The organism is Levilactobacillus yiduensis, assembly GCF_024718525.1.
Classification (GTDB): domain Bacteria; phylum Bacillota; class Bacilli; order Lactobacillales; family Lactobacillaceae; genus Levilactobacillus; species Levilactobacillus yiduensis.
Map to the genome: position 1 here is coordinate 1 of NZ_JAMXAZ010000009.1, position 24,796 is coordinate 24,796.

Below are 24,796 nucleotides of genomic sequence, written 5' to 3' on the forward strand. Positions count from 1 at the left end.
GAAAACGTAAAATTCCCATCAAGCACTTGAATCATGTGTTTGATGGGGATTTTGGAGTTTCTGGTGAATAATTCAGGAATTCTTTGGCTCATTCTCTGGGGTGCAGCCGCCTACTGGGCGTTCAAGGGACCGCGACACCGGCGCGTGTTAGGTAGCGTGCTGGTCGGCCTTGCCCTACTGGGGAGCATTGGCGGTCTAGCGGCCAGCAATCCCGAGCCGACCGTTAAGACCAAGACGGTTCAGGTCGGCACCCACCGTTTAGCTAAGGCCCAGGCCGAATCGCGGCGTTTGGCCGTCTTGGTCAGTCAACAAGAAACCGCTAGCCAAAAACTCGATGACCAGTCCAGTTCACTGGCTGCGGCTAGTAGCCGTGCCGCCAGTCAGCAGGTCGCCAGCAGTCACGCTGCGGCCAAGCAAGCGGCTAAGGCGGCCGCTGCCAGTCAACGCGCTAGTCGTGCGCAAACTAGCAGCGCCACGCAAACCAGCAGCACACAGCGCGCAACCAGCCACCACACCACTAAGGGGGATGTCACGACCGGTCGCGCTGGCAAAATTATTGGTAACAAAAACTCAAAAATCTATCACGTTCCCGGTCAGGCCGACTATCACATGAATAGCAGCAATGCCGTCTACTTCCAGACAGAAGCTCAAGCCAAGGCGGCCGGCTACAGAAAGGCGCTCCGTTAAAATGAAAAAACTACTGATTAGTACCCTTACGATTCTCAGTCTCGGCGTGGTCGGACTAAGTGGATGCGCACGCAATGACGCCAGCGCAACTGCCAAACAGGCCAGTACCAAGGTCGTTTACGATCACCAGCCCCAGAAAAAGGCCAAACGGCTCGAAAAGCAAAATTCCGCGACCGCAGCGAAACTGGCTAGTGACCAGCAAGCGCTCGACCATAAACGTGCCAAGCTCAAGCAACGGACTAAAGCGAAGCCAGCTACACAACGCACCAAGTCCCAACCAACGCTGGCAAGCCGGACTTACGCGGGCCAACAGGAAATCACGCTAAGGCACAACAATCCCGGCTTCACAGCCAAACAATTGTCAAAATCCCACGGTGCTTGGCAGACTTACCACGCATTGGACCGGTTGAACCGGGTCACGGGCGCGGCGGCACTGTTGAATCAGTCGCTGATGCCCAGCGCACAACGTGAGGCCTTGACCGTCGATCCCACCGGTTGGCACAACAAGCGGACCCATCACGGTTGGCTTTATAACCGCAGTCATCTCATCGGTTACCAATTTACCGGACAAAATAATAATCCCAAGAACCTGATGACGGGGACGCGAACGCTGAACAATCCCCTGATGCTACACAATGAAATGGACATCGCCACTTACCTGCACGCCAGCGCCAAGCATTACGTTCGCTACACCGTGACGCCAGTCTTCCGCGGAAACGAACTGGTCGCCCGTGGTGTCCACATGCGGGCCCAATCGTTGGGCTCCAATGCCATTCGTTTCAATGTTTACATTTTTAACGTCGAACCCGGTTACACCATTGATTACGCGACCGGCTACAGTCACGCAAGCTAATCACTGCCCAATCCTGAAGGCACTAAAAGCTGAGAACGCCGATTTGGAGGAGTATTCTCATGAAAACCATGCGTCAAGCACTAGCCATCATTGCCGTCACCTTTACTTTAGGTGGCGTCGTTGAACCCCTGACCGCCCCCGTTCCCGATGCCCAAGCAAAGGCAGTTAAGGTCTGGATTGCCCCGAATCACGGGCACCGCTACCACTACAGTAAGACCTGCCGCGGCCTGAATCACGCTGGTAAGCTCAAACACGTGACTAAGAAATGGGCTAAGCACCATCACTATTCTCTATGTGGCTGGGAAAAATAACCGGCATCGAGGGTATCTGATTGCCCTTCAGCAGTATTAAATCAGCCGACAAAATGGCCTGGTAGATCCTACACCAGACCATTTTTATTTACTAAAAATCCGCCGCTGAGGCAAAACGGCACTTACTATTTCGGATGAAAATGCTATACTATTGAGAGATACGATTTTCTTAAGATAGCGCGGGAATTTTAAAAGATTTAAACGTAACTTATTTTAGTGAATCTAGAGGTCGACAGAAAATGAAAGAACAAGCACAGGAATTTACTGAAACTGATTGGCAACGGGCTCAAACAGCGGTCTTTGATGAGTATGATCTGTTCACGAAGCAGCTCCACGTGGAGGGTGTGGATTATACCATTTTGCAGGCTCGACGCATCGTCATTTACCAGGACTTGGTCGAAGAATGGCGGCACAGTGCCCCAACGCTGAAGGTCGACTTGGAGGATAACGTCCAGGCGCTCACGGTGTTTGAAGACCTCGCCACAGATGGCAAGAGCCACCTGCTTGATCGGTGTGCCACCAAGATGGAGAAATGGCCTGACTACATCCCCTCACCGCTGACCATTTGGTTGGAACTGGCGGAAGATGCTGAGCGAGAATAGGTTACTGGACAATTAATCAAGAAGCTTAACGGCCAGCGGTGACGCTGGTTTTTTATATACAACAAAATAGCTAGGACCGCACGTACGCACCATCCTAGCCATTCGCTTTACACCCGTACACCTAAATCAATCAGTTCCAAGTCCTCTAATTTATTCAACCGCGTGGCCACCTCCTGCGGCGACAGTTCCACTTCACCAGCTGGAATCACACAGTCGTTGGTCCATGACCAGTTGCATATCTGTTCCAATAATTGAATATCAGTATCGTCTAAGTGGTTAATCACCTGGGATAAGTGGTCCAAGAAGCCCATCGGTCCGTTGTGAAACTGAAACGCCAATCCTTTTGTCATTGGGTAACTCCCCCCTTCACCGAAGCACGCGCGAGTACTATAAAGATACTGGTAGCGTACCATTCAGTGCAGGCAGCTGCACGGGGGGCGGCTTGGCTGGATAGGTTGGTTTCTGAACGAACTGGGGGAATGAACGCCTCCATTGCCAAATACATGGAGCATTCATTGATAGCAAGATTTTAATTTAATACCAAGCAATCGTATATTGGCTAGGAAATTCGTCGACTTTCCCCATCTTAAATAAAGTACTCCTAAGATGATAGCGATAATTTTTAGCATACTCATCAATGAGTCGAGAATTGAATTTTGTCGCGGCCCTACTCCGGCTGTACATCACAACCCCCGTCCGCTTATCGCTCTCCACTTGAAACTTAAATTTAACGATATCACCATCATCTGAAAGTTGCCAAAGCTGAATCACTAGCTATCCCTCTTTTCACGCTTCCTGTAGCATCCCCTGTGAAATTACACTTCTAACTTTGCTCTTAATGCTTCCGTCAACACCTGAGAGACATTGATTTTCCGCTCCTTAGCCATCACGTTCAAGTATTCAGGAATTGTCACATTCTTACGCACCGTCCGCGAGTATTTGAGCCGAAATTCTGCTAAGTCCACGGAAATATAGACCAAAGATTCGCCGTCCTTTAAGGCGATATCTTTAGGAGCAGACGGCTTGGGATATGCTGTTTGGTCTTCCAACAAATTGCCAATTAAATCCTCAGCCATAGTCACAGCGTCCAGAGCATCAGTCCCTTGGGTAAAGCCACCTGGAAGATCAGGAACCCGCACAAAAATATACTCTCCGTCTTGACTAAAAATAGCCGGATAAATTACTATATCTTTCTTCATATCATCAGTCTCCTTTCACGATGGCCTTTTAACGTTGGCTTCTCGCAAAATCGCACTTTCCAATCCCTTACCCAGTTCTTTCGCAGGGATTGGCACCATAACGGTTACGTTGCTTTGGGGATTATAGAGTTTCAAATGTGATGAGTCATTTTGCGATTTCTCAACAAAACCATTTTCTTTTAGCAGCTTAATCATCTGCCGCGGCTTCATTGGCATGTCCCCACCTCTTTACCTATTGGACGTATTATACACACTAAATACACACTAAGCAAGACATTAGTCCTTGGCAAAATCTTTCCATTCCACACTTAGCGGTTATGGTAAAATTAGGTTAACAACAAGACTTCAAGATATTTTCGGGAGGAAAACATGAAGATAAGTAAAAGCATATTACTTGCACTGGCATCAATATTACTATGTACAACAGCGACTGGCGTACAAAATACTTCTGCTAATGCATATGGTAAACACGGCCCATCTGACATTGGATACTGGATGCACAAGCATAGAGCAATCGTTACGAAATCAATTAGAATTTACCAGTACACAAAGGGTACTATGCGGACACCTTCTCGCCGCGTGCGCAGCTTTAAGTTACATCGCGGACAGATCATCCATATAAAGAATGGCATGTTTACGAACTGGAAAGTGATTGGCCATAAGTATGTAAATAATAAACACTACGAAACTGGCAGTAATCGTTTCAAGGGCTGGTTTACCAGCTACTAAGATCATTCGATTTTTGGATTATTCATTTGCTTCCGTCTGGTGACTCACCACGGTCCGATTCCGGGTGAAGTATCAATCTCTCACGTCACCAAGAAGACGAATTTTCAAACTGTCGACAGAACCGAAAAGAATGGCCCACCGTCAAGAAGGATGACAGTGGACCATTTCTAATATTCATTCGATTTTGTCGACAAATGGGGGGCAAACGTAAAAGCATTTTGCCACAATCCACATCACTACTTCGTTTCATCTTCATCAGTCTTCAAAACAGCCATGAACGCCTCCTATGTAATTAAAAATTCTTACCTATTTTAATTACAGCTAAAGGATTCGTAGCTATTCTATGGCAGATTACTTCATAGTGCAGTGGGAATTTTTATCTATATTTATAAGGCCTGTTCTATTTTATACTATTCTTGTGTAATGTCGGCAAAACGTAGGCATTTCCATATTAGCTTATTTTCTTGTCGGCGTTGCCTACCCAACATATCCATTTGGCGAGTATATCATAGCACATAAAAAAGGGCCACCCCGCCGATAAGCGAGGTGACCCAATTTGTCTTCTATTCTACTTTACCCATTTTACAAAGTTCTTGTTGGCGGTGAAGGTCGTCTTGTGGCCGCTGTGCTGAGCCCGCCACAGGCCACTGGAGTTCTTGGCGAACTTCGATACCGACAGTGTCTTTCCCTTCTTGTACGCGTGCTGTCGCTTGCCGTGAAGGTAGGTGTAGAAAGTATTCTTGGCACGTAGCTTCTTGACCTGCTTGCTGTGATAGTAAGCCGTCACGTCCTGTGCGCGGAACCAACCGATGACACTGCCACCGTTGTAGACTAGAATGACTTGCTTAGACTTGCCGGTGTTTGCCGCCTTGGTCTGCTTGATAGTCAGATTCTTAGCAGCCACTGAGTCAGCAAGCTTGGCAGTGCTCCCATAGAAGGTAGCACCTTTCTTGACACGGACCTGTTCGCCAACCTTGCGGCCACCCACGGTGTACTTGCTAGTGGCGTTCTTGAACCACGTTCCTTTCATGACCCGATTGCCATCGACGCCCTTGCCCAAGCTAGAAGAGTAGTAGTGATCGGTGTACTGCCACAGGTCACTGGAGTACCAGCGTGAACTACTGTAGTTGGCTTCCCAGAACTTGTCGTACTTAGCTAGACTACCGATGTATGACCGATAGAAGGAGCTGCCAGAGTACAAGACGACTGGCTTACTAGTCAGTGACTGCATCTCAGTACCCCACGCCTTCACGGCGGCCTTGTAGCTTCCACTGGTCGTAGTCAGCTGTTCGGCATCGTTGACGTAGAATGATGGCTTGTACGTCTTGGCCCGCGCATACAGTACCCGTGCTTCGCTCTTGGCATCAGCAGAACTCGTATACATCGAATAGCTATACACGCCAATTGGGACACCAGCTTTGTTCAGTGTCTTAGCATTGGCTGGGAAGTACGGGTCAGCAAAAGATGATCCATACTGCACACGAAGGATAACTCCCTGAACTTCTGACTTAAGTCGCTTGGCTTGGGTAGCCGTCACCCGTCCTTGCCACTGACTGATGTCGATAACTTTACGTGAATCAGCTTTTGCGGTCGAGTTTTCCCCGAAAATGGGGAAAAGTGCCAAAATAATGACAATTCCAAGCAGCCACTTACTTCGCGTCTTCACTGGCGTCAGCCCCCTTTTTAGGCGATTGTGAGTCGGTCGTAGACGACACGTTCGTTGATTGGGACGTAGACTTGGTCAACTGGCGGTTACTGAACCACCCGTAAATTGCGACCGCTCCAGTCAATCCAGTTGACACCCAGTAATTTAGCTCATCCGAATTAATCGGCAGTGGGCCTTGACCTCTCATGGATAAAAATTGGTTGATCAGTGTAAGAAAAAGGACCGCTAAACTTGCGGCCCCCTTTACGTCAATTTTTAAATTCTTCATTTACTGTTTCCCCCTGACCGCTCAAAGAGCGTCTTGATTTCTTCATCATGGCGAGCCAAGTGAACTTCATGCTCATCTAAACGCCGATCATGTTCCTTATGCACGACATCAGCGTTTCCGCCAATTCCCTCAACCTTTTGTGACAGTGTGTCAATCGAGACTTTTAACGGTTTTACGATTGCCGTATTTACTAGCCATACAATTGCTCCAGCAACCGCCACAACCAGCGTCGCAATTGATGCCCACTCAGTTAGCTTGTAGCCAAAGAAATAATGTGGCGGGATATGTGCCTGAGCCGTAGCCACCATCATGATTAAATAATTCCATCGCACACTCCCATCACCCCTTCCCGATAAATAATCCCATCAAAAAAGCACCAATCACTAGAACTAAACCTGTGGCGTAGAACCAGTATCGGTGCTCCCAGAGTTTTTTGCGGAACCAAGAATGCTTTTCACATCTTCTTGCAGGTAGGTTGGAACTTCATCAATAGTTCGGCCCCCGTCCAAGACGTTAGCGGCGTAGATTGCTGAGAGTGCTGAAAATTTAAAATTTAACATAGTTGATTATCTCCTTATTTAGTTTGTTGTAGCTGGTCTAACGCGGTTTGCGTGTCGGCGCGGAACGGTGCGGGGACCTCTTCGAGTGTCCGAGTGCCTTCCACAATCGCTTGTGCGTAAATCTGCGCCAATGCTGAGAATGCCATTACTTCGCCTCCCCGGTTGAAGTGTCAGTTACTGTGGTAGGCGTCTTTGCCAGTTGTGCCGACAGGTAGTCAACAGCCTCCATCAGTCCCTGTTGAGTAAGCTCATTGGCCGCCTTTAGGCTAGCAATTTCTTTGGCCTTTTCCGCATTATCTTGAAGAAGTTGCGTGGTCCCATCGTACACAGCAGGAACGGAATCATCGTCAACCCTTCGTTCCTGCTCTTTACCATCTTCATCTGTATAGGACTCAGATTTCTGTTTCACCATTTTCCATCCAAAAAAGGTGTGATCACCAAGCTGAACGCCCGGCATCTGATACACCGCGAACCCCGTCGGAATGGGGCCAGACAGCATCGCATATTCATCGTTTACTGCCATTAGACATTACCTCCTTAGCCTTCTTGATAGTGCAAGCAGGCTTCATGTATTTCATGTAGAATCCGTAGCTATCAGAGTGATTGAGCCAGCCCCAGTAAGCTATAACGCTCGCCGCGTCAAAACGGTTTAGCGTTGCTTTCTTGGAAATCTTAGCCATTCTTCGCTTGATTTTTAACGCGTTACGGCGCCGCAAAGTCGTGTGGCCCCGGTAAAGGCGCATTCCTAGGAAATCAATAGGCCGTGAATTTACCTTGAAAACCTGCCAATTTGGCTTAACCTTTAAGTCCTCAGCAGCTAGGTAGCTAGAGATGGCCCGCTCTGCCTTATGAAGTTTCTTCTTGTTGGGGCCAAGTAAAACCAAGTCATCGATGTTTCGCACCAGATACGGTACTTGCAAATCATCCTTGATGTAATGGTCCAGATCTTGTAGAAAAAAGTTAGCGAACCACTGAGAAGAGTAGAAGCCGATTGGTAGGCCTTTATCGAACTGGTTTACAAGTGTATCAAGCAACCAAAGCGTATCCTGGTCTTTAATTTTTCGGCGGAACTTGGACTTTAAAACTGTGGTGTTGATGGATGGGTAAAATTTATGCACGTCCATTTTCAAGCAATATTTCGTGTTTTTAGGGTCGTTCTGCAGCCACTTCTTAACCGCCTTCTGGCCCATCGAAGTGCCACGATGAGGAATCGACCCCACACTGTACTCGTACATACCTTTCAAGAAGATTGGCTGTAGCACTAGCATCGTTGCCCACTGAATTACCTGGTCCGGGTAGAACTGTGGCTTAGCAATTGTTCGTGTTTTCACCTTGTCACGGATAACGCGCCGAACCACATGGTTAGGCACGTACTCATGGTCTACTAGCATGTCGTGAAGCCGCATGATGTAAAAATACTTGTTAGCAAGAATCCGAGCGACGCCCTTACGGCTTCGCTTCCCTCGAGATGATTCATCAATTGCGAGCTCCAAATTATCTGAGCTCACAATTTTTTCGAACAGGTTTCCATATCGTTTCATCTGGTTCCTCCTTTCGCATTAAATAAGCGTTTATGCGGTTAATTATCCTTATTGGCTTCAAGAACGTTCGATATTGCTACTAGCTCCTGCTTTGAACAGCTTAATTTTTGCCAAGCGGCAAGGAAAACACAATGCATTGATATCAAATAAGGAGACGCGACCCGTGGTTCACGTTCGTGTTCGACGAAGTATAGTTGAAGTTCCAGTAGAACGCCCCGCCATAGCCAACGTTGCTATTCCAGTAGTCGCGCACCGTGAATCCCTAAAAACAAAGTTGCCGGGGGAAAGGTCCCCCGGTCCCCCTTAAACCAAAGCCCTTCTAATGAGACGCGACCCGTGGTACACGCCCGTGCCCGACGAAGCATAGTCGAAGCCCCAGCAGAACGCCCCGCCATAGCCAACGCTGCTACCCCAGTAGTCGCCGTAATAAGCAACCATGTTACCGGTAGTGGTGAACTGATAATCGGTGTAGTAGGTAGACAGAGTCCCGTTAGCTACAGTCGCAAACTGTGCAAACGGGTGATCAGGGTCATAACCCATTTTCGTGATAAACCCACTAGCAGGCAAAGCATAGCCTAACGGTTGATATGGTGCAGCAAACAAATCTGACTGGTACTTAGCCGGGTCGTCACATACCCATGGCTTCTGATTCGTAATGTTGATTCCATCCACGAATTGATACAAATTTCCGTACATGTTTTCGATACCACGATAGTCCATTGGTCCTGTACTTGTAGCATATCCAGATGACCCAGCATGGTTAGAACCAGTACCGTTAGTCTTAGCTGAACCATTTGCTCCATTATCCAAGTTACCAGGCATAATGCTCTGAGAACTTAGGGTAGCAAATTCGATGATAAAGAGGACTTGCCAAACATCTATAACGTGGATATCAAGCAATTGGTATCCGTCACCGTTTGCTTTAGCGTCTGAACGAAACGCCGTAATCTCTAGGCTATTAGTTGGCGCCACTCCACTCTTAGACTGCAGCAAGCCACCTGTAACTGTGCCTTGATAACGGCCCACATCCACGTAATCCAATTCCTTGTTGCTTGTGAAGTCCCAGAAACACTTCGGCAGGTACCAAGTATCGTCAATCTTACTCAGGGATACTTGCCATGTAGCCAGCTTGTCAGTCTGAGTTTTTTTAATGTACAGCTTGGGAATCCGAACGAATGAATTGCCCTTATCATCGGTAATGGTCTTGTCCATCTTTGCCCAAGGACCCACAGTGTCAAAGTCATTTTGAGCACCATTGATCCCAGCTTTTAGGCCCACCGCAGCATCGGTCCGCTGTAAGGCCCCGGATGAGGAGCCATCCCAACTAACACCGTAAATGTTACCGTCCACGGTTGGCAATGGGTAACTAACCGTAAAGTAGTCGCTTGACCCGACTGCATTTTCAGCATTAACGCGTAACAAGTAATCGCTTCCGGCTTCAATGCCATCAGTAACCGTCCCAGTAAGGCTATCAGAATTTAATGCGACTTTTGTCCATTCCGTGCCACCTTGCTTTTGATACTCCAGGCTGTATCCGGTGATTTCAGAGCCACCATCACTTTCTGGTGCCGTGACCGTGTAGTCGAAGCCTTTTTTGCCAGCGTTGTACTCAGCTGTCAGTGACGGAATTCCCGGTACTGAGGCAGCCGGCAAGGTAATCACATCAGTAAAGCCACTGGGACCCACCGCGTTTTGGGCCGCCGCTTTGAAGTCATACGTCTTCGTAATATAAACGCCAGTGAGCTGGCCGGTTAAGGCATCCGGCTTAACAATGACCGTTGTCCAGTCATCCACGCTATGATCTTTCCAAAGTAAATTGTATTGTATGATGTCGCTGAGACCGTCCTTCTCAGGCACAGTCAGTGTATAGTCAAAGGCTTTGCTAGTTGCGTTGTACTTAACTGCCAGTTTTGGAATTCCGGGCGTCTTCGCTGTGATGTACGGATTGCCTGTTGTCTTATCAATTGGCGCAGTATCAAAGGTTTTTTGACCAGAAATTTCTTCTGTACCAGTATTATGAACAACTTTTGAATCATCAGCAAACTGAACCCAACTAGTAAAACTATTATATGAATTCCAAGAACGCATTCCTGAAATGGCATTATTTGTTCCGTATGCAAGTTGAACTCCGTTTGCATAATAATCAGTCAAAGGAATTACTTGATAAAGTGTAAACTTATCTGCATTAGGCATCCCATTAGTTCCACTAATCAGCTGATAAAATCCAGCAGTTTGAACAGTATTCATATCAGTTGAATTTAATTCAGTTACAGTTGAATGTAAAACTTTACTGTCATCAGCAGGTGTGTAACCAATTTTATCTTGTTTGGCGTTAACCTCTTCAATTCCCGCTACATCACTAGCTGGTTTACGCATATCTGTAGCATGCACAACTTTGGAATCATCAGATAATAACGTCCAATCAGTCCAATTTATACCCATATAAACTCTAAAGTACATGAGATTTACACTATCAGCAATTGCTATTTGTGCTTTTCTACCACTCCAACCACTAAAGTAAAATGTAGTGGCGGTAAAAGTATGAGTTTTATCAGGGCCATCCGCTATTGAAGTACCTGCAAAAACGGTCCCTAAAGGTAAATCATTAAATGAACCAGAGTTAACAAGTTGTAAAGAAGTAAGGCCTGATTTTGACAAATCATAAGTCAAACTATTAGCCGTGATTGTACCATTTTTGTTATCAGTAACTTTTGTGCTCAATCCATTGTTTAAACCGGTGGCCACATCTTTCATCGTGGCATACGCGTTCCCCTTGCTGTCCGTGGCGCCCCCTGCGAGCGTCTGCGACTTGGCGAAGGTGTTGGCCGCATCGGTCGTCGCGATGTTCTTGGGCAGCTTGCTGGCAAAGTCGTCGTCGGTGACAAATTTGGCGTCGACTTCCGCCTTCGTGTAGTAGTTTTTCATGGTACCCTCAAATACTTGCTGAGTCACCATATTAGTAGGATCAACCACTACAACGACGTTAGAAGCTCTACCCACAGTGGTATTAATTCCAAAACCCAGATAGGAACCATCAGCATCTTTGTGGACAAAGACAGGATCCTGTAGCACGGTGACTCCATACAAGACTTCTGTGCCATCGTCATCCTTGGCATATAAGGCTGCGGACCGCATCTGATAGTCAGCCTTTGACTCGGCCTGATTCACATCAACTTGTACGTAAACCGTGGTCGTGTTAATTACTTGGACTGCTGTAACCTTCCCGTCTTGTTGAATATTAGATAATTCCGTTAGCTTAGCTAAAACGTCGTCCGTATCGCTAAAGTGGTCGTCCGTACTAATGGCGGCCCGTGTAAACTGCATCTTTGTTTCATCAGCGCGGACCCGCGTTTCTAACGCAAAACCCGCATCAGTCATAATGGTTCTCGAACTATCTGCCATTTTATCCCTTCTTTAATTGCGGCACACTCATCGTCGATTCGATAACCTGTGTCGTCTGAAATTGCATTGCGTAGTAAAGCGTGGACTTAACCGTCTTCTGGAATCCGATTCCAGCTACCCTGATGCCGGCTGCTACGGAACTGCGAATTTGGTCAAGAACTAGTTTTTCTTTACGTTGTGAGTCGATATATCCGGCTGGGATGTTGGTAACCTCAATAGCATTTGGTTCGTCCTTGACCGGCGTTACGTTGATTTCGGAGTAATTTGCCCCAAGCGACTCAGCAATCAGTTTGATAATGCTGTTATACGAACCATCGACCTGTCGTTGAAGCTGCTTGGTCCGAATCATGAACCGATAAAAGTCGTCGTCAAAGCCATTACGGGCAACTCCCCAGTCAGTCCCAATCTTATCGAGCCAACCACCTTTAGCATTCGTGATATCACGCCATAAATTGACTTGATCAATCAATTCTTGCATATCGACCATATCGTCGGCCAAGACTGATAAGAGCTTGGCGTTATTACTGTCAGGGCCGTTGCTGAGAGCAGCAGGCAACTCGTTTAGAAGGTCGGTTAAGTCGTAATGTTCATTACTGTCCATCGACCATCACCTCAATTCCCTCATCCAATACGGTAGCTGTCTCAAACTCACTAAGCTGGACGTCAGAGGTAGCCAGTGTGTCCTTAGAGCGTCCAATCGTGGCAGTAGCTGAAGTTACCCCAGTTACGTTGTAAATGGCCTGAAACAGCTTCGTGTAGACAATAGTGTCACCCATGTCTACGCTGTTTACGTAGGACTCAATCCCTTGTTTGATATTAGTCGGGCCATTCAGCGGGTCGAAGGTATCGTCAGTCTCAATAGTCACCGAAACGAATAGGTGAAGTTGTGTGGCGGTATCAAAAAAGACATCGTGGATATGGCCCCCGATGTCCTCTGCCTTAACTGTTAGACTGCCAACCGTTTGAATACCAGCCCCGATATTATCAAGGATTGCTTCCCCGACAGATTGCTGTTGACCGCCTAGAACGTAGATGTGAAGTGACTTGGGCGGGTTACCTTGCTCGTCTACATCAGTAGTCAAGTTCTGGATTATTTGTACCCGTTTGACCCCAGTAACATTGTAGAGAGCCGTGTACATACCATACAAGGTGGGACCAGGCTGAGCCGTGATTTGTGAATGAATCCGCTCACGCAAGGCTGTGTCAGTCTCAGCTGACATCCCCCCACTAGCAGCATTCAAGTTAGTCACGTCTGTGACCTCCTCAACGTCGCTGACAGAAACAATAATCGAATTAGCTGATACGTTACTGGATTCACCCATACTCTCTGCAGCGGCCCATCCAGTACCCACCCCGACACCAGTACCATCGTCAACTAGTTCTACGTTGTCGTAGAGGTCGAAGTTGATACCATCCTCAGTCCCATAAGTCATGGGCTCCGAAATGGTGTATCCGGGGGTTCCTTTGAAGGTCAGCTCTACCGTTGCAGCTTGAGCCGGATTGCGGTGCAGTCCGAAGTTACTAGCCAAACGGTCAAGGCTAACACCGGTGGCGTCGTCAATGAAGGCATTATGATAGGATCCATCAACATCCTGATAGAGCAGCGCCTGGAACCATGCGAACAGCCGTAGAAAAATCCCAGTTGTGGAATTCTCATCAGTATGTGCATCAGTTCCCCACTTAGACTGGGCCCGTGCAATCATTGACTGTAAAAGCTCCTCATTGGTTGGCACCTTCATGCCTTTATCATCAATCATCGACATTCACCCCCGTTTCCATTTCATTTTTCGTTCCGTCTTGTTTCACGTACTCAATCTTGATATCCAGATTCCGATCTTCATCAGGGTCACCAATCTGGATTGACGTAATAGACGCCACCCGTGGTTCTTGCTCCGTGATGGCGTCTGAGATATCAGTCGATAGGTACTCCTTGTTGATGCCCTTGCCGTACATGTTTCCCGGGTCAAGTCCCAGTTCATCTGCTGGTTCGAACTCCGACAAACGTGTTTGCAAGATGATTTTGACCGATTGTTCTAATTCATCGTCGTCACTCACTTCATCCAAGTCATTGTTTGTAAGACTGATGTCGCCGGTATCATCGAGTCTTAAGTCCTTCATCAGATCACCCCCACTACTACGGCGTCGTTGATATCATGCTTACGGTCGCTCGCCTTAGTAAAGGTGCTTGACCCACTGAAGTTATCGATGTCGCCGTCCACAAATACAGCTACAACAGTGTCACCAGCCGCTAATCCGGAACGAGCACTCTTAATAACTAGTGCTCCATGAATCATCCCTGACTTACTACCGTCAGAATCCAGACCAAGTGGCTGGATATTAGCTGTATGTTCGCCCGAGTCATAGCTGACCACCCGGGCTAACTTAGCAACGCTCATCGAGTCTTGCACCTCATCAATCACTTGCTGAAGGACTTGATGTAGTAGGTCTTCACCATTTCGACTTGCCATTAGGCATACACCTCCGCCGTTGTCAGGAATCCAGAATCATCGCACTGATGTTGACCAGACTGTACCCGTTTAGTACCGCTGAAGTACTCGTTACTGACCTCGATAACCGAACCCACACTGACCTGGTACTGTAGCAGCATTTGAAGCTCAACAGTCTTTTTAGAGCTATCGTCGTCATCTTCGTTATAGGCAGGATAGGCGATCAGACCAGTGCCACCATGTTTACCAGCTTGGTGCATGGTAAGGAACAAATGTTCTTTATGGCCATTTGCTTTCGTTAAGTCATCCACACAGAGTACTCCACGGCGTCTGAACGCCTTTGAGCCGCCCTTCTTTGCCACAGCTTTAATAAGGGTTAGTGGTTTGCCTTTTGCAGTGTAGCCAGTCTTATAGGCTGCGTTTGGTTTAGCAAGATTCAACGTTCCGAGTGTGATACCAGCTTCCTTGGCAATCCTTCGGATAATGGTCGAAGCATTAGTACCAGCCCCAAATGATAGGTTGACCTTCTTTTTAACCTTAGCGTCCTTACCCTCCTTGAAGTTGAAAGTGAAGGTCGTATTCGTACCATCACTGGTATAAGGCGGGACTGAACTGATGAACCCTTCTGACAGCAATCCCACACCAGATTCAGCATATCCAGCGTAGACTCGTACCTTACGCCCCTTCTTAAAGAGACGCCGATGAGACTTAGATAGATTCATAATTCCAACCTCACAAGTTTGTGCAGTGGTTGAATCACTGAAAGGGATAGTGAAGGTGATACCAAAAGAGTAATTCTCGGTTTGATGGTAGTAGAACTTATAGATTTTGGAGGCTGTTTCCAGCCATACTTCGACCCGGCGGCCGTACAAGTAGCTAACCAATCAGATCACCTTCCTCATCATCGTCGTCAACATCAATTGGAGTTGGATTATCTTCATCGTCGGGATCGATATCGTCTTCATAGAGGAACATTGTCTTCATGAATTCGTCAATCCCACAGTAAGTGGATACACCCGACTCATCCATTGGGACCAATGGCGTAGTTGGGAGTCGGTCGTCATAAACGTTAACCCACAACGGTCGGTCAGCAACTATCTTTTCGCCGCGAACAATCATGTCACCTTCATAGGTGGCAATATCCACGGTGAAATAGTTACCCTCGTCGTTGTAGTCAAAGGTCAGCTGGTAGGTCGTATTATCTAGTTCGTATTCGAAGGATTCCGGCAGATTAGCAACATCGACCGGAACGTAGCTTCTCAGCGCCATTCGCCATCATCTCCTATCTCACACGTAATTTCTTAGGGTACTTCCCCGTTTTCTTATCTGGGTACATGGTCTTTTTCTCAGAGCCATTCCATTTACGAAGCTGAGTGACAGTTGTCTTCCACTTCTTGGCCAGTCCCCAGTAGGTCATACCGTACTTGACGGTAATTTTCTTGACCTTCTTTGAGCCGCCCTTCTTGTTGCCAGGGCCTTTCTTACCACCGTTTTTCTTCTTTTTCTTAGTAGCAACCCGGGCCTTGTATGCAAACTGAAAGGTAATCGAGATTTGAACGCCACCCTTGTAAGGAGCGTCCAGAGTCTTTTCTAAACTGGTCATATAGAGGTGCTTGTAGTAGATATGGTTGAACCCAGACTTCTTGACCCAATCTGACTTGTAGACCAGCTCCGTACCATCAAACTGCCACTTGCGTAGGTTGGCGAACTGCTGCTGGACTGTCTTCTTAGTCAGGCCGGCTCCCGAAACATCATTTACCTTGCCTGCCCATATCCGATCAGTTTTACTCTGGTCAAACAGCCAGCCAGTGACAGTAATCGTCTTACCGGTGCGCCGGACGTGATCCACGACAGGATCGTCTCGGTCAATTGGGTATGTGGTAGCCTCAGATTCGTTAGATTCAGCTTCCGTGCTGGCAAACAAAAACACCTCCAAACCAGTCATCGAGTTAGTTGCATGGATGCTGGCATGAGGTGCCAAATATTGTTCATAATTTAGTTTTCGTTCGGTTGCAATTCGTTTAAGCGCGGTCTGATGTCTAAGCTTCTCATAGCTGTCACGCGCTGTCTTTGCCTTCGTCGAAACTTTTTTGGCATTTTTCACAGCGTTTTCAGCATTATTTACCTTTTTTTTAAAGGCAGCATTGTTCAGCTTGGTGTTGTTCTTAGTGGCATCCTTCTGAAGCTTGTCTATTTCAGCCGATTGTTTCTTAGTAAGAGGTTTGGATTTCTTGCGTTTGACCCACTTACCCTTTTTCTGATAGTAATTTACCCCCTTTTTCATTTCATCTATTTTTTTCTGGTCCGCGTCAACAATTGCCTTATAAGACTTCTTTTTGCTAAGAATAGCAGAGTTAGTCTTATTGGCTTTGTTAAGAGCGGTTTGTGCATTAGCAACCTTTTTTTTCTCTTTATTCCATTGTTTGGTGTATACGGTCATTTACATTACCTCTTTTAGTCGAAGTCGTTACCGAGTTCGTTCGTGAACAGGTTTACCAACACGTTCTTGACTTCCTTAGCAATAGACTTAGGTGTGCCTTTGTCAGCACTTCCCTTGACGTTGACGGTTAAGTTGACAGTCACATCCGGCGATGATTTAGCACCCCGAAGCATCGATTTGGTTTCATGGTTGTTATGGATATGAGCCCCTGAACCAAAGGTTGCCAGTTCTGGACCTTCTTCACCGACCATCACTGGTTGGTTAGCTGGTGGATTACCGCCGGACTTATACCAACCATGAGCGTGACGGAAGCTGATAGCATGGCCAATTGAACCATAGCGGCTCTTGATGTAGGACTTGTACCACTTCAGCTGAGTGATTGGGTTTGTGCGCCAGTCAGACCCGGCAGACGCCATCTTAGAAGCTGGTAAGGATTGTGGCAGACCGTAAGCTCCTGAAGAGTTATGGGCCTTAGGGTTCCACCCAGATTCAGCGGAGATTATTTCATTGGTTATTGGCCACCATGATTCAGGAATACCGGCTTGTTGAAGCCAATGCTTGTGGCTACCGCTTGGAGCAGCACTAGTGCCACCGGAGCCTGAGTCGTCCTCAGTCAGTGGCATGATGTGCTTGGTAATCCATGGTAGGACACCGGCAGCTTTCAACTGATTCTTAGCATACTTTTGGAGGCCAGTATCAGCCTTCTTCTTTTTGCTAAGTCCAGTTGACTTACCGTGCATTTTAGTAACGTCGTACCATCCACGGGTAGAAGAACCACCATGATCCCATAAATAGCCCTTAGACACCCCGATGTGAACGTGGGGACCAGTACTAGAACCGATGATGCCGCCTTGGGTAGCAACTGTGTCACCGGTCTTGATGGTTTGACCAACGTGAGCCTTGATGTGGCTAGAATCACCAAATTCTTGGTAGATTTCCTGATAGCCATCGTCAGACTTGACCGTGACAACATAGCCTAAGTCTTTGAAGTCCCAAACAGGCTTACCAGCACGGGTTACAACACCACCGTGGACAGCCTTGATTGGTGTGCCCTGTGGCCCGGAGAAATCAACCCCATCATGGGAACCGAACGACCGACTTGCGCCGAACCCGTTGGTCTTAGCCATACCAGGGTCATGTCGCCATGTACCACCGGCTCCAGAGCCACCACTTTGTGCAGCATCGTTCATGACACTCCATGCAGCGTTATTCCACGGAACGCCCTTGTTGTTGGCAGCCTTCTTACTCAGTGAGCCGATTCCTGACCCCAGTTGCGAGTCGGGATTGCCCTTAGCATGATTAGTGAAGTCATTTTTCCAAGCATCATTAAGCTTGGAAGAGTTCTTCTCAATCAGTGATAGGAGCTTCTGGTTTGAGACCCCAGTACCTTTAGCAAAGTGTGGTAGGTATGGCTTAGCTTGCTCAACTTGAGAACCGTTAAGGACTTGGTCACCCTTCTTCAAAGGAGTAAGGACATCCTGGCCTTCAGGCTTAAGCAAGGTATCACCACGAGCAACCAGTTCTTGCCGCGGTCCCGATTTGGCATCGTTAAGCACAGCCATTTGGTCACTGCCGATTGGCCCTTTAGAACCAGCCGCATAGTGAATTGGTTTCAGCACCGATTTGTTCCCACCAAATTGAGACAGAGTTGAGTTGATACCCGAGATACCGCCATTAAGTGAACTGATTGCGCCACCCATCGCCTTGTGAGCATAGGGCTTCAATCGACCCATGATGTCGCCGAAGTCGCTAGTAGTAGCCTTAGCAGCTGAGTTCATCCCCTTGTGGAGCTGAGTCATTTGCTTCTGACTACCCTTTTGCATTTGGTCATAGTCTTGGATCGTATTGCGGCGCACCTTGCTAGTTTGCTTGTTAGAGTCCTTGACGATGGACTTCCATCCGCTAGAACTCTTAGAGTTAAATTTTGAAATCGACTTATTGGCCTTGGAAGTTGACTTAGAATAGCCCGACGTAATCGAACCACTAATCTTCTTCATCGAGCTCTTAGTCTTTTTCTCAGTTGAGCTCAGATTGCCAAGCTTTTTGGTAGTCGTTTTACTAGTACCACTAGTACTCGAAACAGTACTAGAAGTCGTATTAGTTGTGCCACCAGCGTATCCGGGCAAACGCTTAGAATAGCTACCATTAGCCATTGCAATCGCGTCTGAATGTTTGTAAATATGGTCACCCGGTTTAGTTTGAATAAGCTGCGCGCCACGCTTACCAACAATAGTAAATTTTTGACCACGCTGATGAATTTCATATCCATTTTCACCAACTACAGCTGTTTCCGGTTTGGTAATAAATGACCCGTTAGCATGTCCTGGCGCATTAATACCGGCTATTTTGGTTCTAGTTTGTGTCTTTTTTACTGGAACATTTGGCACGCCAATTGCTCCGCCAGCATTTGTGCTAGCTGCTATTGAAACTGATGAGGTATGAGTAGCGTTATATGCCCGCTGTTTCTTGGTGTTATTCCCACCAGGACTAGCTGGACCGTTCTTCATAGTCCAAGTTGCAAACTTTGAGAAAGCCTTACCGGCCTCCTCCCCAATTTGCTCCCCAACTATCATTCCGATTGGTCCGAATGTAGAGCCGATGGCACCGCCTACAGCAGCACCGCCACCTTCCCACATTGCACGGCCACCTTTTTTGGAATCCAGTCCATATTTGATAGCTGTCTTTGCATGTCCGCCCACGTCGGAACCTAATTGCATCCAACCAAGCGCCATGACAGCCCCACCAAATATTCTTCCTCCGCGTCGCCCAGTTTTACCCATGCTAGCGTATGAGGTTGAAGCAAACGCTCGACCAGAACGTTTGCCAACTTTAGTAGCTCCTGAGTAACTATATCTAGTTGAAGTTGTTCCGATTTTTCGTCCAACCCTAGCTGAACCGGAATATGAGTAACTAGTCATTGTTCTGCCAATTGTTCGTCCGGTCTTAGCAGCTTTCCCAACCATATACGTTGAACTAGATGTCCCCACCTTACGTCCGGTTTTAGCAGCGTCGGCATACATCCAACGACCTGCAGAACGACCAACCTTTTCACCAGTTTCGTTAGGGTTTACGCTTAGTCCTCCCTGAGATCTAGTACTACCGCTAACAACAACTCGTTGAGCAGTAATTTGGACTTCCCTAGCTTGTTTGGACTGCGAATAATCAGTGTATTGTCCTTTTGGTGTTGGAGAAATTTCTGTTCGGTTTGACTTTCCAAAAACCGAGGATACTGACGAAATTCGGTTAACTTTTTGAATAGCAGTCCAAGTACCTGTAACTACGGACCTAAGAGTTCTAAAGTTTTTTAGCAGGATACCAGTTAAAGTCATAACCGGAGAAAATGCAGCAATCCCGATTGCACCGTAAGTCACCCATTTTTTGCTGCTATCGTTTAGTTGATCAAACCATTTTGTTAATCCTGACACACCCTTAATTGCATCGTTAGCTGCTGGGAGCAGACGTCCACCCATAACAGTTGCTGTATTGATAATATTTTGCTTAAAAATCTTCCACTGTTGTAAGGTGGTCTTCATGTTTTTGTTTGCTAATTGATTGATATAGTTCTTTTTCGGAGCCTTATCAACCTGATTCTGCAGCTTTTGCAGATTCTTAGCATTCTGAGACAGTAGCATTGCTGACGTTTGACCAGTTGTGCCAAAGAACGTGTGGAAGAAGTTGAATTTCTCGTTTGAAGACATGCCCTTCATCTTTTTATTAAACTGTAAGAAGATGGCAGCAAGGTCTTTCATCTTTCCTTTGCTATTCAGCAAGTCCTTTGGCGATAATCCAATTGACGCAAGTGCGGGAATCCCACTCTTGGGTCCAGGAGCTGCCAAAGAGTTATAAACCTTACGTAGCCCTGTTCCGGCAACTGTGGCCTCTTGACCGTTGTTTGATAATTCCCCCAATGCAGCAGCAACATGGCCAACCGACTGGTTAGTCGTCTTACCAGTAGCTCCGACGTAGGTCATCCCATAACCAAGATTTTTAAAGTCGGTGGCCGTCAAGTCGGCAGCGTAAGCCATCTCGTTAACGACCTTACTCGTATTGCGAGTCATTGTGGCCGTGTTCTTTGACCGCAATCCAAAGGCTTCTAGTGCAGACGTAGAGTTCTTAACGACGTCAGCATAATCATCGCCAGAAGCAATGGCACCTTTGACGAAAGTCTTTTGGGCTGCTAAAGCTTGGTTAGACGAATAACCACGTCGAACAAGTTCTTCATATCCTTTGCCAATTTGTTGCTGTGAGACACCATACTTATTTGAGATGCCAAGTGATTGTTGCTGCATCCGCTTCACATTTCGAGTGGCTTCTGCAGCTTTCTCGCCACCAGTAGTCAGCAAGTTGGTAATCACCTTGTACCGGTTTTGAAGCTTTGCTGCTTGAGAGACGCCATAGGCAAGTACACCGCCCATCGCAGCAGATAATACTTTGGTCTTTTGGCCAACTTCTAGCATGCTATTGCCGACCTTAGTCAGCCGACGGTCCATCCGTCCTAGTGAAGTATCGCTTCGACGGTCTGCAGCATCGAATTGGTTCATCAATTGATGATAGCCAGTGCTGTTAACTCGCCATGCCATTTGAATATACGCGCTACGTGCGGCATCTGCCATGGTGTCACCCCTTTCCTGAAATCATTTTGTAGATCTTGTTCATGAGCATGTCAGTCTTCTCATCTTCGATACGCTCAGCTACAGAATTGATAATTTGTAGATCACTCATACTCATCGACTCTGCTTCCTCTAAAGTGCAAAGACCGGCTTGAACTGGACGGTAGTAGCCAACTACTTTATCGACTTCTTTTTCTCTAAGCTGCTTGTTCTTTAAATACGGATTAGCGAAACATACGGTCCATGAAGTCCCGAATCAGGTTCATATCTGTGTAGATTGCTGAGTCTAATGCCCATTGGTACAACATTTCGTTACACTTATCGATTACTTCGGAGTACCCGTTGTGATGGTCAAAGTATTCCAACCCATTGACGTCCTTGTTATCGACAATGTTTTGCAAAATTCCGGTGTTATATTCCAACCCCAGTACTCGTCCAAAGGCATCGGTTGCTTGGTCACGCATTTGTAGCATCGTCAGAACTCCTGGGAAGCTTAACCGGTAGATATGCTTAGTACCGTCATCGTCGATAGCTTCGATAGTGTCCTTCTTGTGGTCTTCAGGAACCTTTTCATCAAAGTAAGACCAGTCCAGATCAGGTTCAGTCACGACAATGTCCATGTAGTTTTGAAACAGAACCGAATCCATAGTCTGACCTTGTTGGCTCAGTGCAGTATCGTATACCCGTTGTTGCGCCCAACGAGTCCCGGGGAATACCAGGGTTACCTTGGTACCATCGTCAAACTCAATTACTTCAGACTTAGAGGCCTTACTTGTGGGGATACCAGTCTTCTTAGTCGTCTTACGCTTCTGGGTCGTCTTCTTAGGTGCTGTCTTCTTGGCTTCAGTAGCCGCTACCTTTGCCGTTTCTTCTGATACTTCTGTCTTGTTAGTTTGTTCAGCCATATTGAACAACCTCCTATTATTTTTTGTTAAAAAGAGCGGCTAGGGAGTCGAACCCCAGCCGCTCACTGTTACATGTCTTCAGCGTTCTTAATTTCGTAATCCAAAATGGTAATAGTGAAGGCCCGCGTTGGGTAATCCTTACCATCAGCCACTTCTGGTGCTTGCTTGATAACACAGTGGTCACCGCCGACGTACTCAACCCCATCATTCTTATGGAGTGAGAACACTTCGCCGGAATTGAACAGGTCAATCAGTAAGCCACAGGATGGAGAACCATACTGCATGGTTGCCGTTGCCGTCCCAAGCGAGTTGGCATTATCAGACAATCCAACTGATCCTTGTGGGTCAGACATACCAGTGAAACGTGCTTCGTCTTCACTGAAAGAGATCATGTCTCCATCTTGGAAGTTAGACAGCATGTACGTTGAGCCATCTTGCCGAACTAAGGGGTATTTGACCTCTTTAGCCCGGTACATAGCCGCGGTACGTCCGTTCCCCATCGTCAGTGAAGAACCTTCGTTGTAATTTTCCATTTATTATTCCCCCTTAGACCAGTGAGTTTTGCGTGATACCGACGTTGATATGGTTAATCGCGTTAGAAGGCTGGTAATCAAAGAAGGCACCGTTGTAGATTCGATCAACGATGTCTTGCGTTCTGAGGTCAGTCCGCTGCTTAACAGTAACGTCGAAAATGCCGGTACCTGATTCGTTGGTATCGACAATCTTTTGGGCTACACCTTGGTTCAGGATGTTCCGCAACACTTGTTGAATCTTAGCGATACCATCCTTATCGAACGTAAGCTTCCCATCCGTGTTCAGCAGGTTTTGAAGTTGTGTTTCGGTCGTCGACTTAATCCAATCCATACCATGAATCGTGTCGATGTAATCCAGTGCAGGGTTACGGTCAGTAGTCTGGTTACTGTTAGCACCCTTCGTGACATAGGCGATATAGCCATTGTCTGCAATCTTGTTAAGCTCAGTGATAGGCAGCTCTTCTGGAGTCACGTCAACCAAGTCAGATACAAACTTCCAGCTGATTGAGCCAACGGTGTAAGAACCGCCTTGGCCAACAAGCGCAGCAGCATATTCATCACTGTTTGAGCTGTAAAAGGCCCAAGTTCGATGGAACGCCTTGAATGGGCTCTCGACCGTGTAGTCAGTTACTTGAGGGAAGAATAAATGGAACCCTTTCCCGTCATAGCCACCCTTTTCAATCAGAGTTGCCAAGTCTAAAGCATCTGCAGCATCATATTCTGGCATGAGAGCGAACTCCCAGCTGTTGTAGAAGTAATCAGCTGCTGCCTTTGCCACACCAGTCAGTTGGGTGAAGTCGATGCTTTCGCCTGACGTGCTGACAGGTTCAGATTCAGTCACTGTTGCTCCATCAGCCGTTGGTGTTGCCTTAACGTCTTCGGGACTAGGTGCCACTGCTGACATCTTCCCTGTATTGTCCTTGACATAGGTCGTTACGGCCACAAGTTCTGGAGCATTCTGTTGCTCGAAAATGACGCATGCAGCGTTATAAGCTGGTGAACCGATTGGTTGGTCAGCCATAAGTGCAGATAGGCTGGAATATTCCTTATATCCTTCTGCATCGCCCTTCACGAACAAGTTAGGGTTAGACAGCCCCACAGATGGTTGTGGGTGGTCGATATCAATGGTCACATTGACGTCGGTCGTCTTGGGGATAATGATTCCCGTATTTGCCATGTTTTAAGCCTCCTTGTTATTTTTGGGTAAATTAAAATCGTTGAGGCTAAGTGAATCGATAGTCTCAACGGCGTCTTCGAATTGGTCTTGCACTCTTAGGTGGATGTCAAAGCCAACCCGGTGTTGCTCTTGCACAGCGAAGCTGACATCTCGTGAGCTAGTATCTGTCTCATCAATGAGATAGATACCAGCGTCGTCCAGCTTGAAGGTAGCAGCCTGAGTTCTCAGCGACTTAGCAGCAGATTGTGCTACGTTGAGTGCATCGAACTGGTCTTCAGCATAGGCGTCGATAGACCAGCTTGATTCGAAAATCTCATGGTCTACCACATCAACCGATACTGGCTTGTAAGGGTCTAACGGTTCGTAACTAATAAACGGGTATCCCGGCTGCTTGCCTGCAAATGAGGCTTCAACAACCAGACTACCCGTCGCTTGTTTGATCAGACTGATGATGGGTCGCATCATCGCCCGATAATCGTAAGTGCCGCTCACTTTTTGACCGCCTCCAATCCATAGACCGTGAATCCAGCAAAGTCACTATAGTCAGTGAGACTGGTCGTCTTGTATCGTACGTCAGGCTGGCTAACCTTCGATACATGGGAACCATCTGGCACCCCGTTGTGTTGGGAATACCAGTATGCCTGATACACAGCTACAGAACCGCCACCTACAGCCGTTAAGAGTGCTTGTTGACTAGTATTAAGGCCAGCCGGGATAAGCGGTTCATGGACTGTGTATGGCTCTACGGTGACTGGCACCAACTGCCCTAAGTCATTGATTTGTGGCTGTGTCATATCACTTGATGGCTCTACCTTCAGTTCAACTGATTCAGCGCTTAAAATGTCTGAAACATCTTCCACCGCTAT

The 24,796-nt window shown here is 47.2% G+C and carries 29 protein-coding genes; 5 read left to right on the plus strand and 24 right to left on the minus strand.

Features of this window, described 5'->3' with window-relative positions; all coding sequences use genetic code 11:
- Nucleotides 1-63 precede the first annotated feature (63 nt).
- From NGM66_RS06730 to NGM66_RS06745, 4 genes are all read left to right on the plus strand, one after another.
- Nucleotides 64-687 carry a sunset domain-containing protein gene (locus tag NGM66_RS06730; RefSeq protein ID WP_258115464.1) on the plus strand — a complete coding sequence of 208 codons (624 nt, stop codon included), beginning with the start codon at nt 64-66 and terminating at the stop codon, nt 685-687.
- Between the two features lies 1 nt (nt 688).
- Complete coding sequence (locus NGM66_RS06735) at nt 689-1,540, plus strand: DNA/RNA non-specific endonuclease (protein WP_258115465.1); 852 nt, start codon at nt 689-691, stop codon at nt 1,538-1,540.
- 59 nt (nt 1,541-1,599) lie between these two features.
- Nucleotides 1,600-1,851, plus strand: coding sequence for a hypothetical protein (locus NGM66_RS06740; RefSeq protein WP_208909534.1), 252 nt, complete (start codon nt 1,600-1,602; stop codon nt 1,849-1,851).
- 239 nt (nt 1,852-2,090) lie between these two features.
- Nucleotides 2,091-2,453, plus strand: coding sequence for a hypothetical protein (locus NGM66_RS06745; protein ID WP_208909533.1), 363 nt, complete (start codon nt 2,091-2,093; stop codon nt 2,451-2,453).
- A 107-nt stretch (nt 2,454-2,560) separates the two neighbouring features.
- Here NGM66_RS06745 and NGM66_RS06750 read toward each other — a convergent pair whose 3' ends face one another.
- The 3 genes from NGM66_RS06750 to NGM66_RS06760 all read right to left on the minus strand — a co-directional run bounded on the left by NGM66_RS06750 (nt 2,561) and on the right by NGM66_RS06760 (nt 3,868).
- The gene (locus NGM66_RS06750; protein WP_208909532.1) at nt 2,561-2,803 is read right to left on the minus strand and encodes an Lrp/AsnC family transcriptional regulator; all 243 of its coding nucleotides are present in this window, start codon (nt 2,801-2,803) and stop codon (nt 2,561-2,563) included.
- Between the two features lie 465 nt (nt 2,804-3,268).
- Nucleotides 3,269-3,652: a type II toxin-antitoxin system HicB family antitoxin gene (locus NGM66_RS06755; protein ID WP_208909531.1), complete on the minus strand. Its 384-nt coding sequence runs from the start codon at nt 3,650-3,652 to the stop codon at nt 3,269-3,271.
- A 15-nt stretch (nt 3,653-3,667) separates the two neighbouring features.
- Nucleotides 3,668-3,868, minus strand: coding sequence for a type II toxin-antitoxin system HicA family toxin (locus NGM66_RS06760; RefSeq protein WP_208909530.1), 201 nt, complete (start codon nt 3,866-3,868; stop codon nt 3,668-3,670).
- Between the two features lie 153 nt (nt 3,869-4,021).
- Between NGM66_RS06760 and NGM66_RS06765 the strand changes: the two genes are divergently transcribed.
- On the plus strand, nt 4,022-4,381 hold the full coding sequence (locus NGM66_RS06765; protein ID WP_208909529.1) for a hypothetical protein: 360 nt from the start codon (nt 4,022-4,024) through the stop codon (nt 4,379-4,381).
- A 568-nt stretch (nt 4,382-4,949) separates the two neighbouring features.
- Here NGM66_RS06765 and NGM66_RS06770 read toward each other — a convergent pair.
- From NGM66_RS06770 to NGM66_RS06870, 21 genes are all read right to left on the minus strand, one after another.
- Nucleotides 4,950-6,047 carry a GH25 family lysozyme gene (locus NGM66_RS06770; protein WP_208909528.1) on the minus strand — a complete coding sequence of 366 codons (1,098 nt, stop codon included), beginning with the start codon at nt 6,045-6,047 and terminating at the stop codon, nt 4,950-4,952.
- Nucleotides 6,031-6,315 carry a phage holin gene (locus NGM66_RS06775; RefSeq protein ID WP_208909527.1) on the minus strand — a complete coding sequence of 95 codons (285 nt, stop codon included), beginning with the start codon at nt 6,313-6,315 and terminating at the stop codon, nt 6,031-6,033. The genes NGM66_RS06770 and NGM66_RS06775 overlap by 17 nt, the downstream gene beginning before the upstream one ends.
- The gene (locus NGM66_RS06780) at nt 6,312-6,647 is read right to left on the minus strand and encodes a hypothetical protein (RefSeq protein WP_225893705.1); all 336 of its coding nucleotides are present in this window, start codon (nt 6,645-6,647) and stop codon (nt 6,312-6,314) included. The genes NGM66_RS06775 and NGM66_RS06780 overlap by 4 nt, the downstream gene beginning before the upstream one ends.
- A gap of 57 nt (nt 6,648-6,704) precedes the next feature.
- Nucleotides 6,705-6,875, minus strand: a complete 171-nt coding sequence (locus tag NGM66_RS06785) for a CD1375 family protein (protein WP_204120331.1) — start codon at nt 6,873-6,875, stop codon at nt 6,705-6,707.
- A gap of 14 nt (nt 6,876-6,889) precedes the next feature.
- The gene (locus NGM66_RS06790; RefSeq protein WP_258115468.1) at nt 6,890-7,021 is read right to left on the minus strand and encodes a CD1375 family protein; all 132 of its coding nucleotides are present in this window, start codon (nt 7,019-7,021) and stop codon (nt 6,890-6,892) included.
- Nucleotides 7,021-7,398: a hypothetical protein gene (locus tag NGM66_RS06795; RefSeq protein WP_208907181.1), complete on the minus strand. Its 378-nt coding sequence runs from the start codon at nt 7,396-7,398 to the stop codon at nt 7,021-7,023. The genes NGM66_RS06790 and NGM66_RS06795 overlap by 1 nt, the downstream gene beginning before the upstream one ends.
- Entirely contained in the window at nt 7,382-8,416 is a 1,035-nt protein-coding gene (locus NGM66_RS06800) for an RNA-directed DNA polymerase (protein ID WP_208909526.1), read from the minus strand. The genes NGM66_RS06795 and NGM66_RS06800 overlap by 17 nt, the downstream gene beginning before the upstream one ends.
- A gap of 303 nt (nt 8,417-8,719) precedes the next feature.
- Nucleotides 8,720-11,818, minus strand: coding sequence for a fibronectin type III domain-containing protein (locus tag NGM66_RS06805; RefSeq protein ID WP_258115469.1), 3,099 nt, complete (start codon nt 11,816-11,818; stop codon nt 8,720-8,722).
- Between the two features lies 1 nt (nt 11,819).
- Nucleotides 11,820-12,419 carry a hypothetical protein gene (locus NGM66_RS06810; RefSeq protein ID WP_258115470.1) on the minus strand — a complete coding sequence of 200 codons (600 nt, stop codon included), beginning with the start codon at nt 12,417-12,419 and terminating at the stop codon, nt 11,820-11,822.
- Complete coding sequence (locus tag NGM66_RS06815; RefSeq protein WP_258115471.1) at nt 12,409-13,575, minus strand: baseplate J/gp47 family protein; 1,167 nt, start codon at nt 13,573-13,575, stop codon at nt 12,409-12,411. The genes NGM66_RS06810 and NGM66_RS06815 overlap by 11 nt, the downstream gene beginning before the upstream one ends.
- Nucleotides 13,568-13,936, minus strand: a complete 369-nt coding sequence (locus tag NGM66_RS06820) for a contractile injection system sheath initiator (RefSeq protein WP_258115472.1) — start codon at nt 13,934-13,936, stop codon at nt 13,568-13,570. Before NGM66_RS06820 ends, NGM66_RS06815 begins: the two co-directional genes overlap by 8 nt.
- Nucleotides 13,936-14,286, minus strand: a complete 351-nt coding sequence (locus NGM66_RS06825) for a hypothetical protein (RefSeq protein ID WP_258115473.1) — start codon at nt 14,284-14,286, stop codon at nt 13,936-13,938. The genes NGM66_RS06820 and NGM66_RS06825 overlap by 1 nt, the downstream gene beginning before the upstream one ends.
- Complete coding sequence (locus tag NGM66_RS06830) at nt 14,286-15,149, minus strand: phage protein (RefSeq protein WP_258115474.1); 864 nt, start codon at nt 15,147-15,149, stop codon at nt 14,286-14,288. Before NGM66_RS06830 ends, NGM66_RS06825 begins: the two co-directional genes overlap by 1 nt.
- Complete coding sequence (locus tag NGM66_RS06835; RefSeq protein WP_258115475.1) at nt 15,142-15,534, minus strand: phage baseplate plug family protein; 393 nt, start codon at nt 15,532-15,534, stop codon at nt 15,142-15,144. The genes NGM66_RS06830 and NGM66_RS06835 overlap by 8 nt, the downstream gene beginning before the upstream one ends.
- A gap of 13 nt (nt 15,535-15,547) precedes the next feature.
- Nucleotides 15,548-16,705, minus strand: coding sequence for a LysM peptidoglycan-binding domain-containing protein (locus tag NGM66_RS06840; protein WP_258115476.1), 1,158 nt, complete (start codon nt 16,703-16,705; stop codon nt 15,548-15,550).
- A 14-nt stretch (nt 16,706-16,719) separates the two neighbouring features.
- The gene (locus NGM66_RS06845) at nt 16,720-21,318 is read right to left on the minus strand and encodes a phage tail tape measure protein (RefSeq protein ID WP_258115477.1); all 4,599 of its coding nucleotides are present in this window, start codon (nt 21,316-21,318) and stop codon (nt 16,720-16,722) included.
- A gap of 221 nt (nt 21,319-21,539) precedes the next feature.
- On the minus strand, nt 21,540-22,220 hold the full coding sequence (locus NGM66_RS06850; protein ID WP_258115478.1) for a hypothetical protein: 681 nt from the start codon (nt 22,218-22,220) through the stop codon (nt 21,540-21,542).
- 68 nt (nt 22,221-22,288) lie between these two features.
- Nucleotides 22,289-22,753 (minus strand): hypothetical protein, encoded by a 465-nt coding sequence (locus NGM66_RS06855; RefSeq protein ID WP_258115480.1) that lies wholly within the window; start codon nt 22,751-22,753, stop codon nt 22,289-22,291.
- Between the two features lie 13 nt (nt 22,754-22,766).
- Complete coding sequence (locus NGM66_RS06860) at nt 22,767-23,930, minus strand: DUF3383 domain-containing protein (protein ID WP_258115481.1); 1,164 nt, start codon at nt 23,928-23,930, stop codon at nt 22,767-22,769.
- Between the two features lie 3 nt (nt 23,931-23,933).
- Complete coding sequence (locus NGM66_RS06865; RefSeq protein WP_258115482.1) at nt 23,934-24,422, minus strand: phage neck terminator protein; 489 nt, start codon at nt 24,420-24,422, stop codon at nt 23,934-23,936.
- Nucleotides 24,419-24,790 carry a hypothetical protein gene (locus NGM66_RS06870; RefSeq protein ID WP_258115483.1) on the minus strand — a complete coding sequence of 124 codons (372 nt, stop codon included), beginning with the start codon at nt 24,788-24,790 and terminating at the stop codon, nt 24,419-24,421. The genes NGM66_RS06865 and NGM66_RS06870 overlap by 4 nt, the downstream gene beginning before the upstream one ends.
- Nucleotides 24,791-24,796: the final 6 nt, after the last annotated feature.

Bases quoted from the DNA above. Each gene is read 5' to 3' on its own strand.
- NGM66_RS06735 (WP_258115465.1), top strand. From the start codon at position 689: ATGAAAAAACTACTGATTAGTACCCTTACGATTCTCAGTCTCGGCGTG.
- NGM66_RS06740 (WP_208909534.1), top strand. From the start codon at position 1,600: ATGAAAACCATGCGTCAAGCACTAGCCATCATTGCCGTCACCTTTACT.
- NGM66_RS06745 (WP_208909533.1), top strand. From the start codon at position 2,091: ATGAAAGAACAAGCACAGGAATTTACTGAAACTGATTGGCAACGGGCT.
- NGM66_RS06750 (WP_208909532.1), bottom strand. From the start codon at position 2,803: ATGACAAAAGGATTGGCGTTTCAGTTTCACAACGGACCGATGGGCTTC.
- NGM66_RS06755 (WP_208909531.1), bottom strand. From the start codon at position 3,652: ATGAAGAAAGATATAGTAATTTATCCGGCTATTTTTAGTCAAGACGGA.
- NGM66_RS06760 (WP_208909530.1), bottom strand. From the start codon at position 3,868: ATGCCAATGAAGCCGCGGCAGATGATTAAGCTGCTAAAAGAAAATGGT.
- NGM66_RS06765 (WP_208909529.1), top strand. From the start codon at position 4,022: ATGAAGATAAGTAAAAGCATATTACTTGCACTGGCATCAATATTACTA.
- NGM66_RS06775 (WP_208909527.1), bottom strand. From the start codon at position 6,315: ATGAAGAATTTAAAAATTGACGTAAAGGGGGCCGCAAGTTTAGCGGTC.
- NGM66_RS06785 (WP_204120331.1), bottom strand. From the start codon at position 6,875: ATGTTAAATTTTAAATTTTCAGCACTCTCAGCAATCTACGCCGCTAAC.
- NGM66_RS06790 (WP_258115468.1), bottom strand. From the start codon at position 7,021: ATGGCATTCTCAGCATTGGCGCAGATTTACGCACAAGCGATTGTGGAA.
- NGM66_RS06795 (WP_208907181.1), bottom strand. From the start codon at position 7,398: ATGGCAGTAAACGATGAATATGCGATGCTGTCTGGCCCCATTCCGACG.
- NGM66_RS06800 (WP_208909526.1), bottom strand. From the start codon at position 8,416: ATGAAACGATATGGAAACCTGTTCGAAAAAATTGTGAGCTCAGATAAT.
- NGM66_RS06805 (WP_258115469.1), bottom strand. From the start codon at position 11,818: ATGGCAGATAGTTCGAGAACCATTATGACTGATGCGGGTTTTGCGTTA.
- NGM66_RS06810 (WP_258115470.1), bottom strand. From the start codon at position 12,419: ATGGACAGTAATGAACATTACGACTTAACCGACCTTCTAAACGAGTTG.
- NGM66_RS06815 (WP_258115471.1), bottom strand. From the start codon at position 13,575: ATGATTGATGATAAAGGCATGAAGGTGCCAACCAATGAGGAGCTTTTA.
- NGM66_RS06820 (WP_258115472.1), bottom strand. From the start codon at position 13,936: ATGAAGGACTTAAGACTCGATGATACCGGCGACATCAGTCTTACAAAC.
- NGM66_RS06825 (WP_258115473.1), bottom strand. From the start codon at position 14,286: ATGGCAAGTCGAAATGGTGAAGACCTACTACATCAAGTCCTTCAGCAA.
- NGM66_RS06835 (WP_258115475.1), bottom strand. From the start codon at position 15,534: ATGGCGCTGAGAAGCTACGTTCCGGTCGATGTTGCTAATCTGCCGGAA.
- NGM66_RS06840 (WP_258115476.1), bottom strand. From the start codon at position 16,705: ATGACCGTATACACCAAACAATGGAATAAAGAGAAAAAAAAGGTTGCT.
- NGM66_RS06845 (WP_258115477.1), bottom strand. From the start codon at position 21,318: ATGGCAGATGCCGCACGTAGCGCGTATATTCAAATGGCATGGCGAGTT.
- NGM66_RS06850 (WP_258115478.1), bottom strand. From the start codon at position 22,220: ATGGCTGAACAAACTAACAAGACAGAAGTATCAGAAGAAACGGCAAAG.
- NGM66_RS06855 (WP_258115480.1), bottom strand. From the start codon at position 22,753: ATGGAAAATTACAACGAAGGTTCTTCACTGACGATGGGGAACGGACGT.
- NGM66_RS06860 (WP_258115481.1), bottom strand. From the start codon at position 23,930: ATGGCAAATACGGGAATCATTATCCCCAAGACGACCGACGTCAATGTG.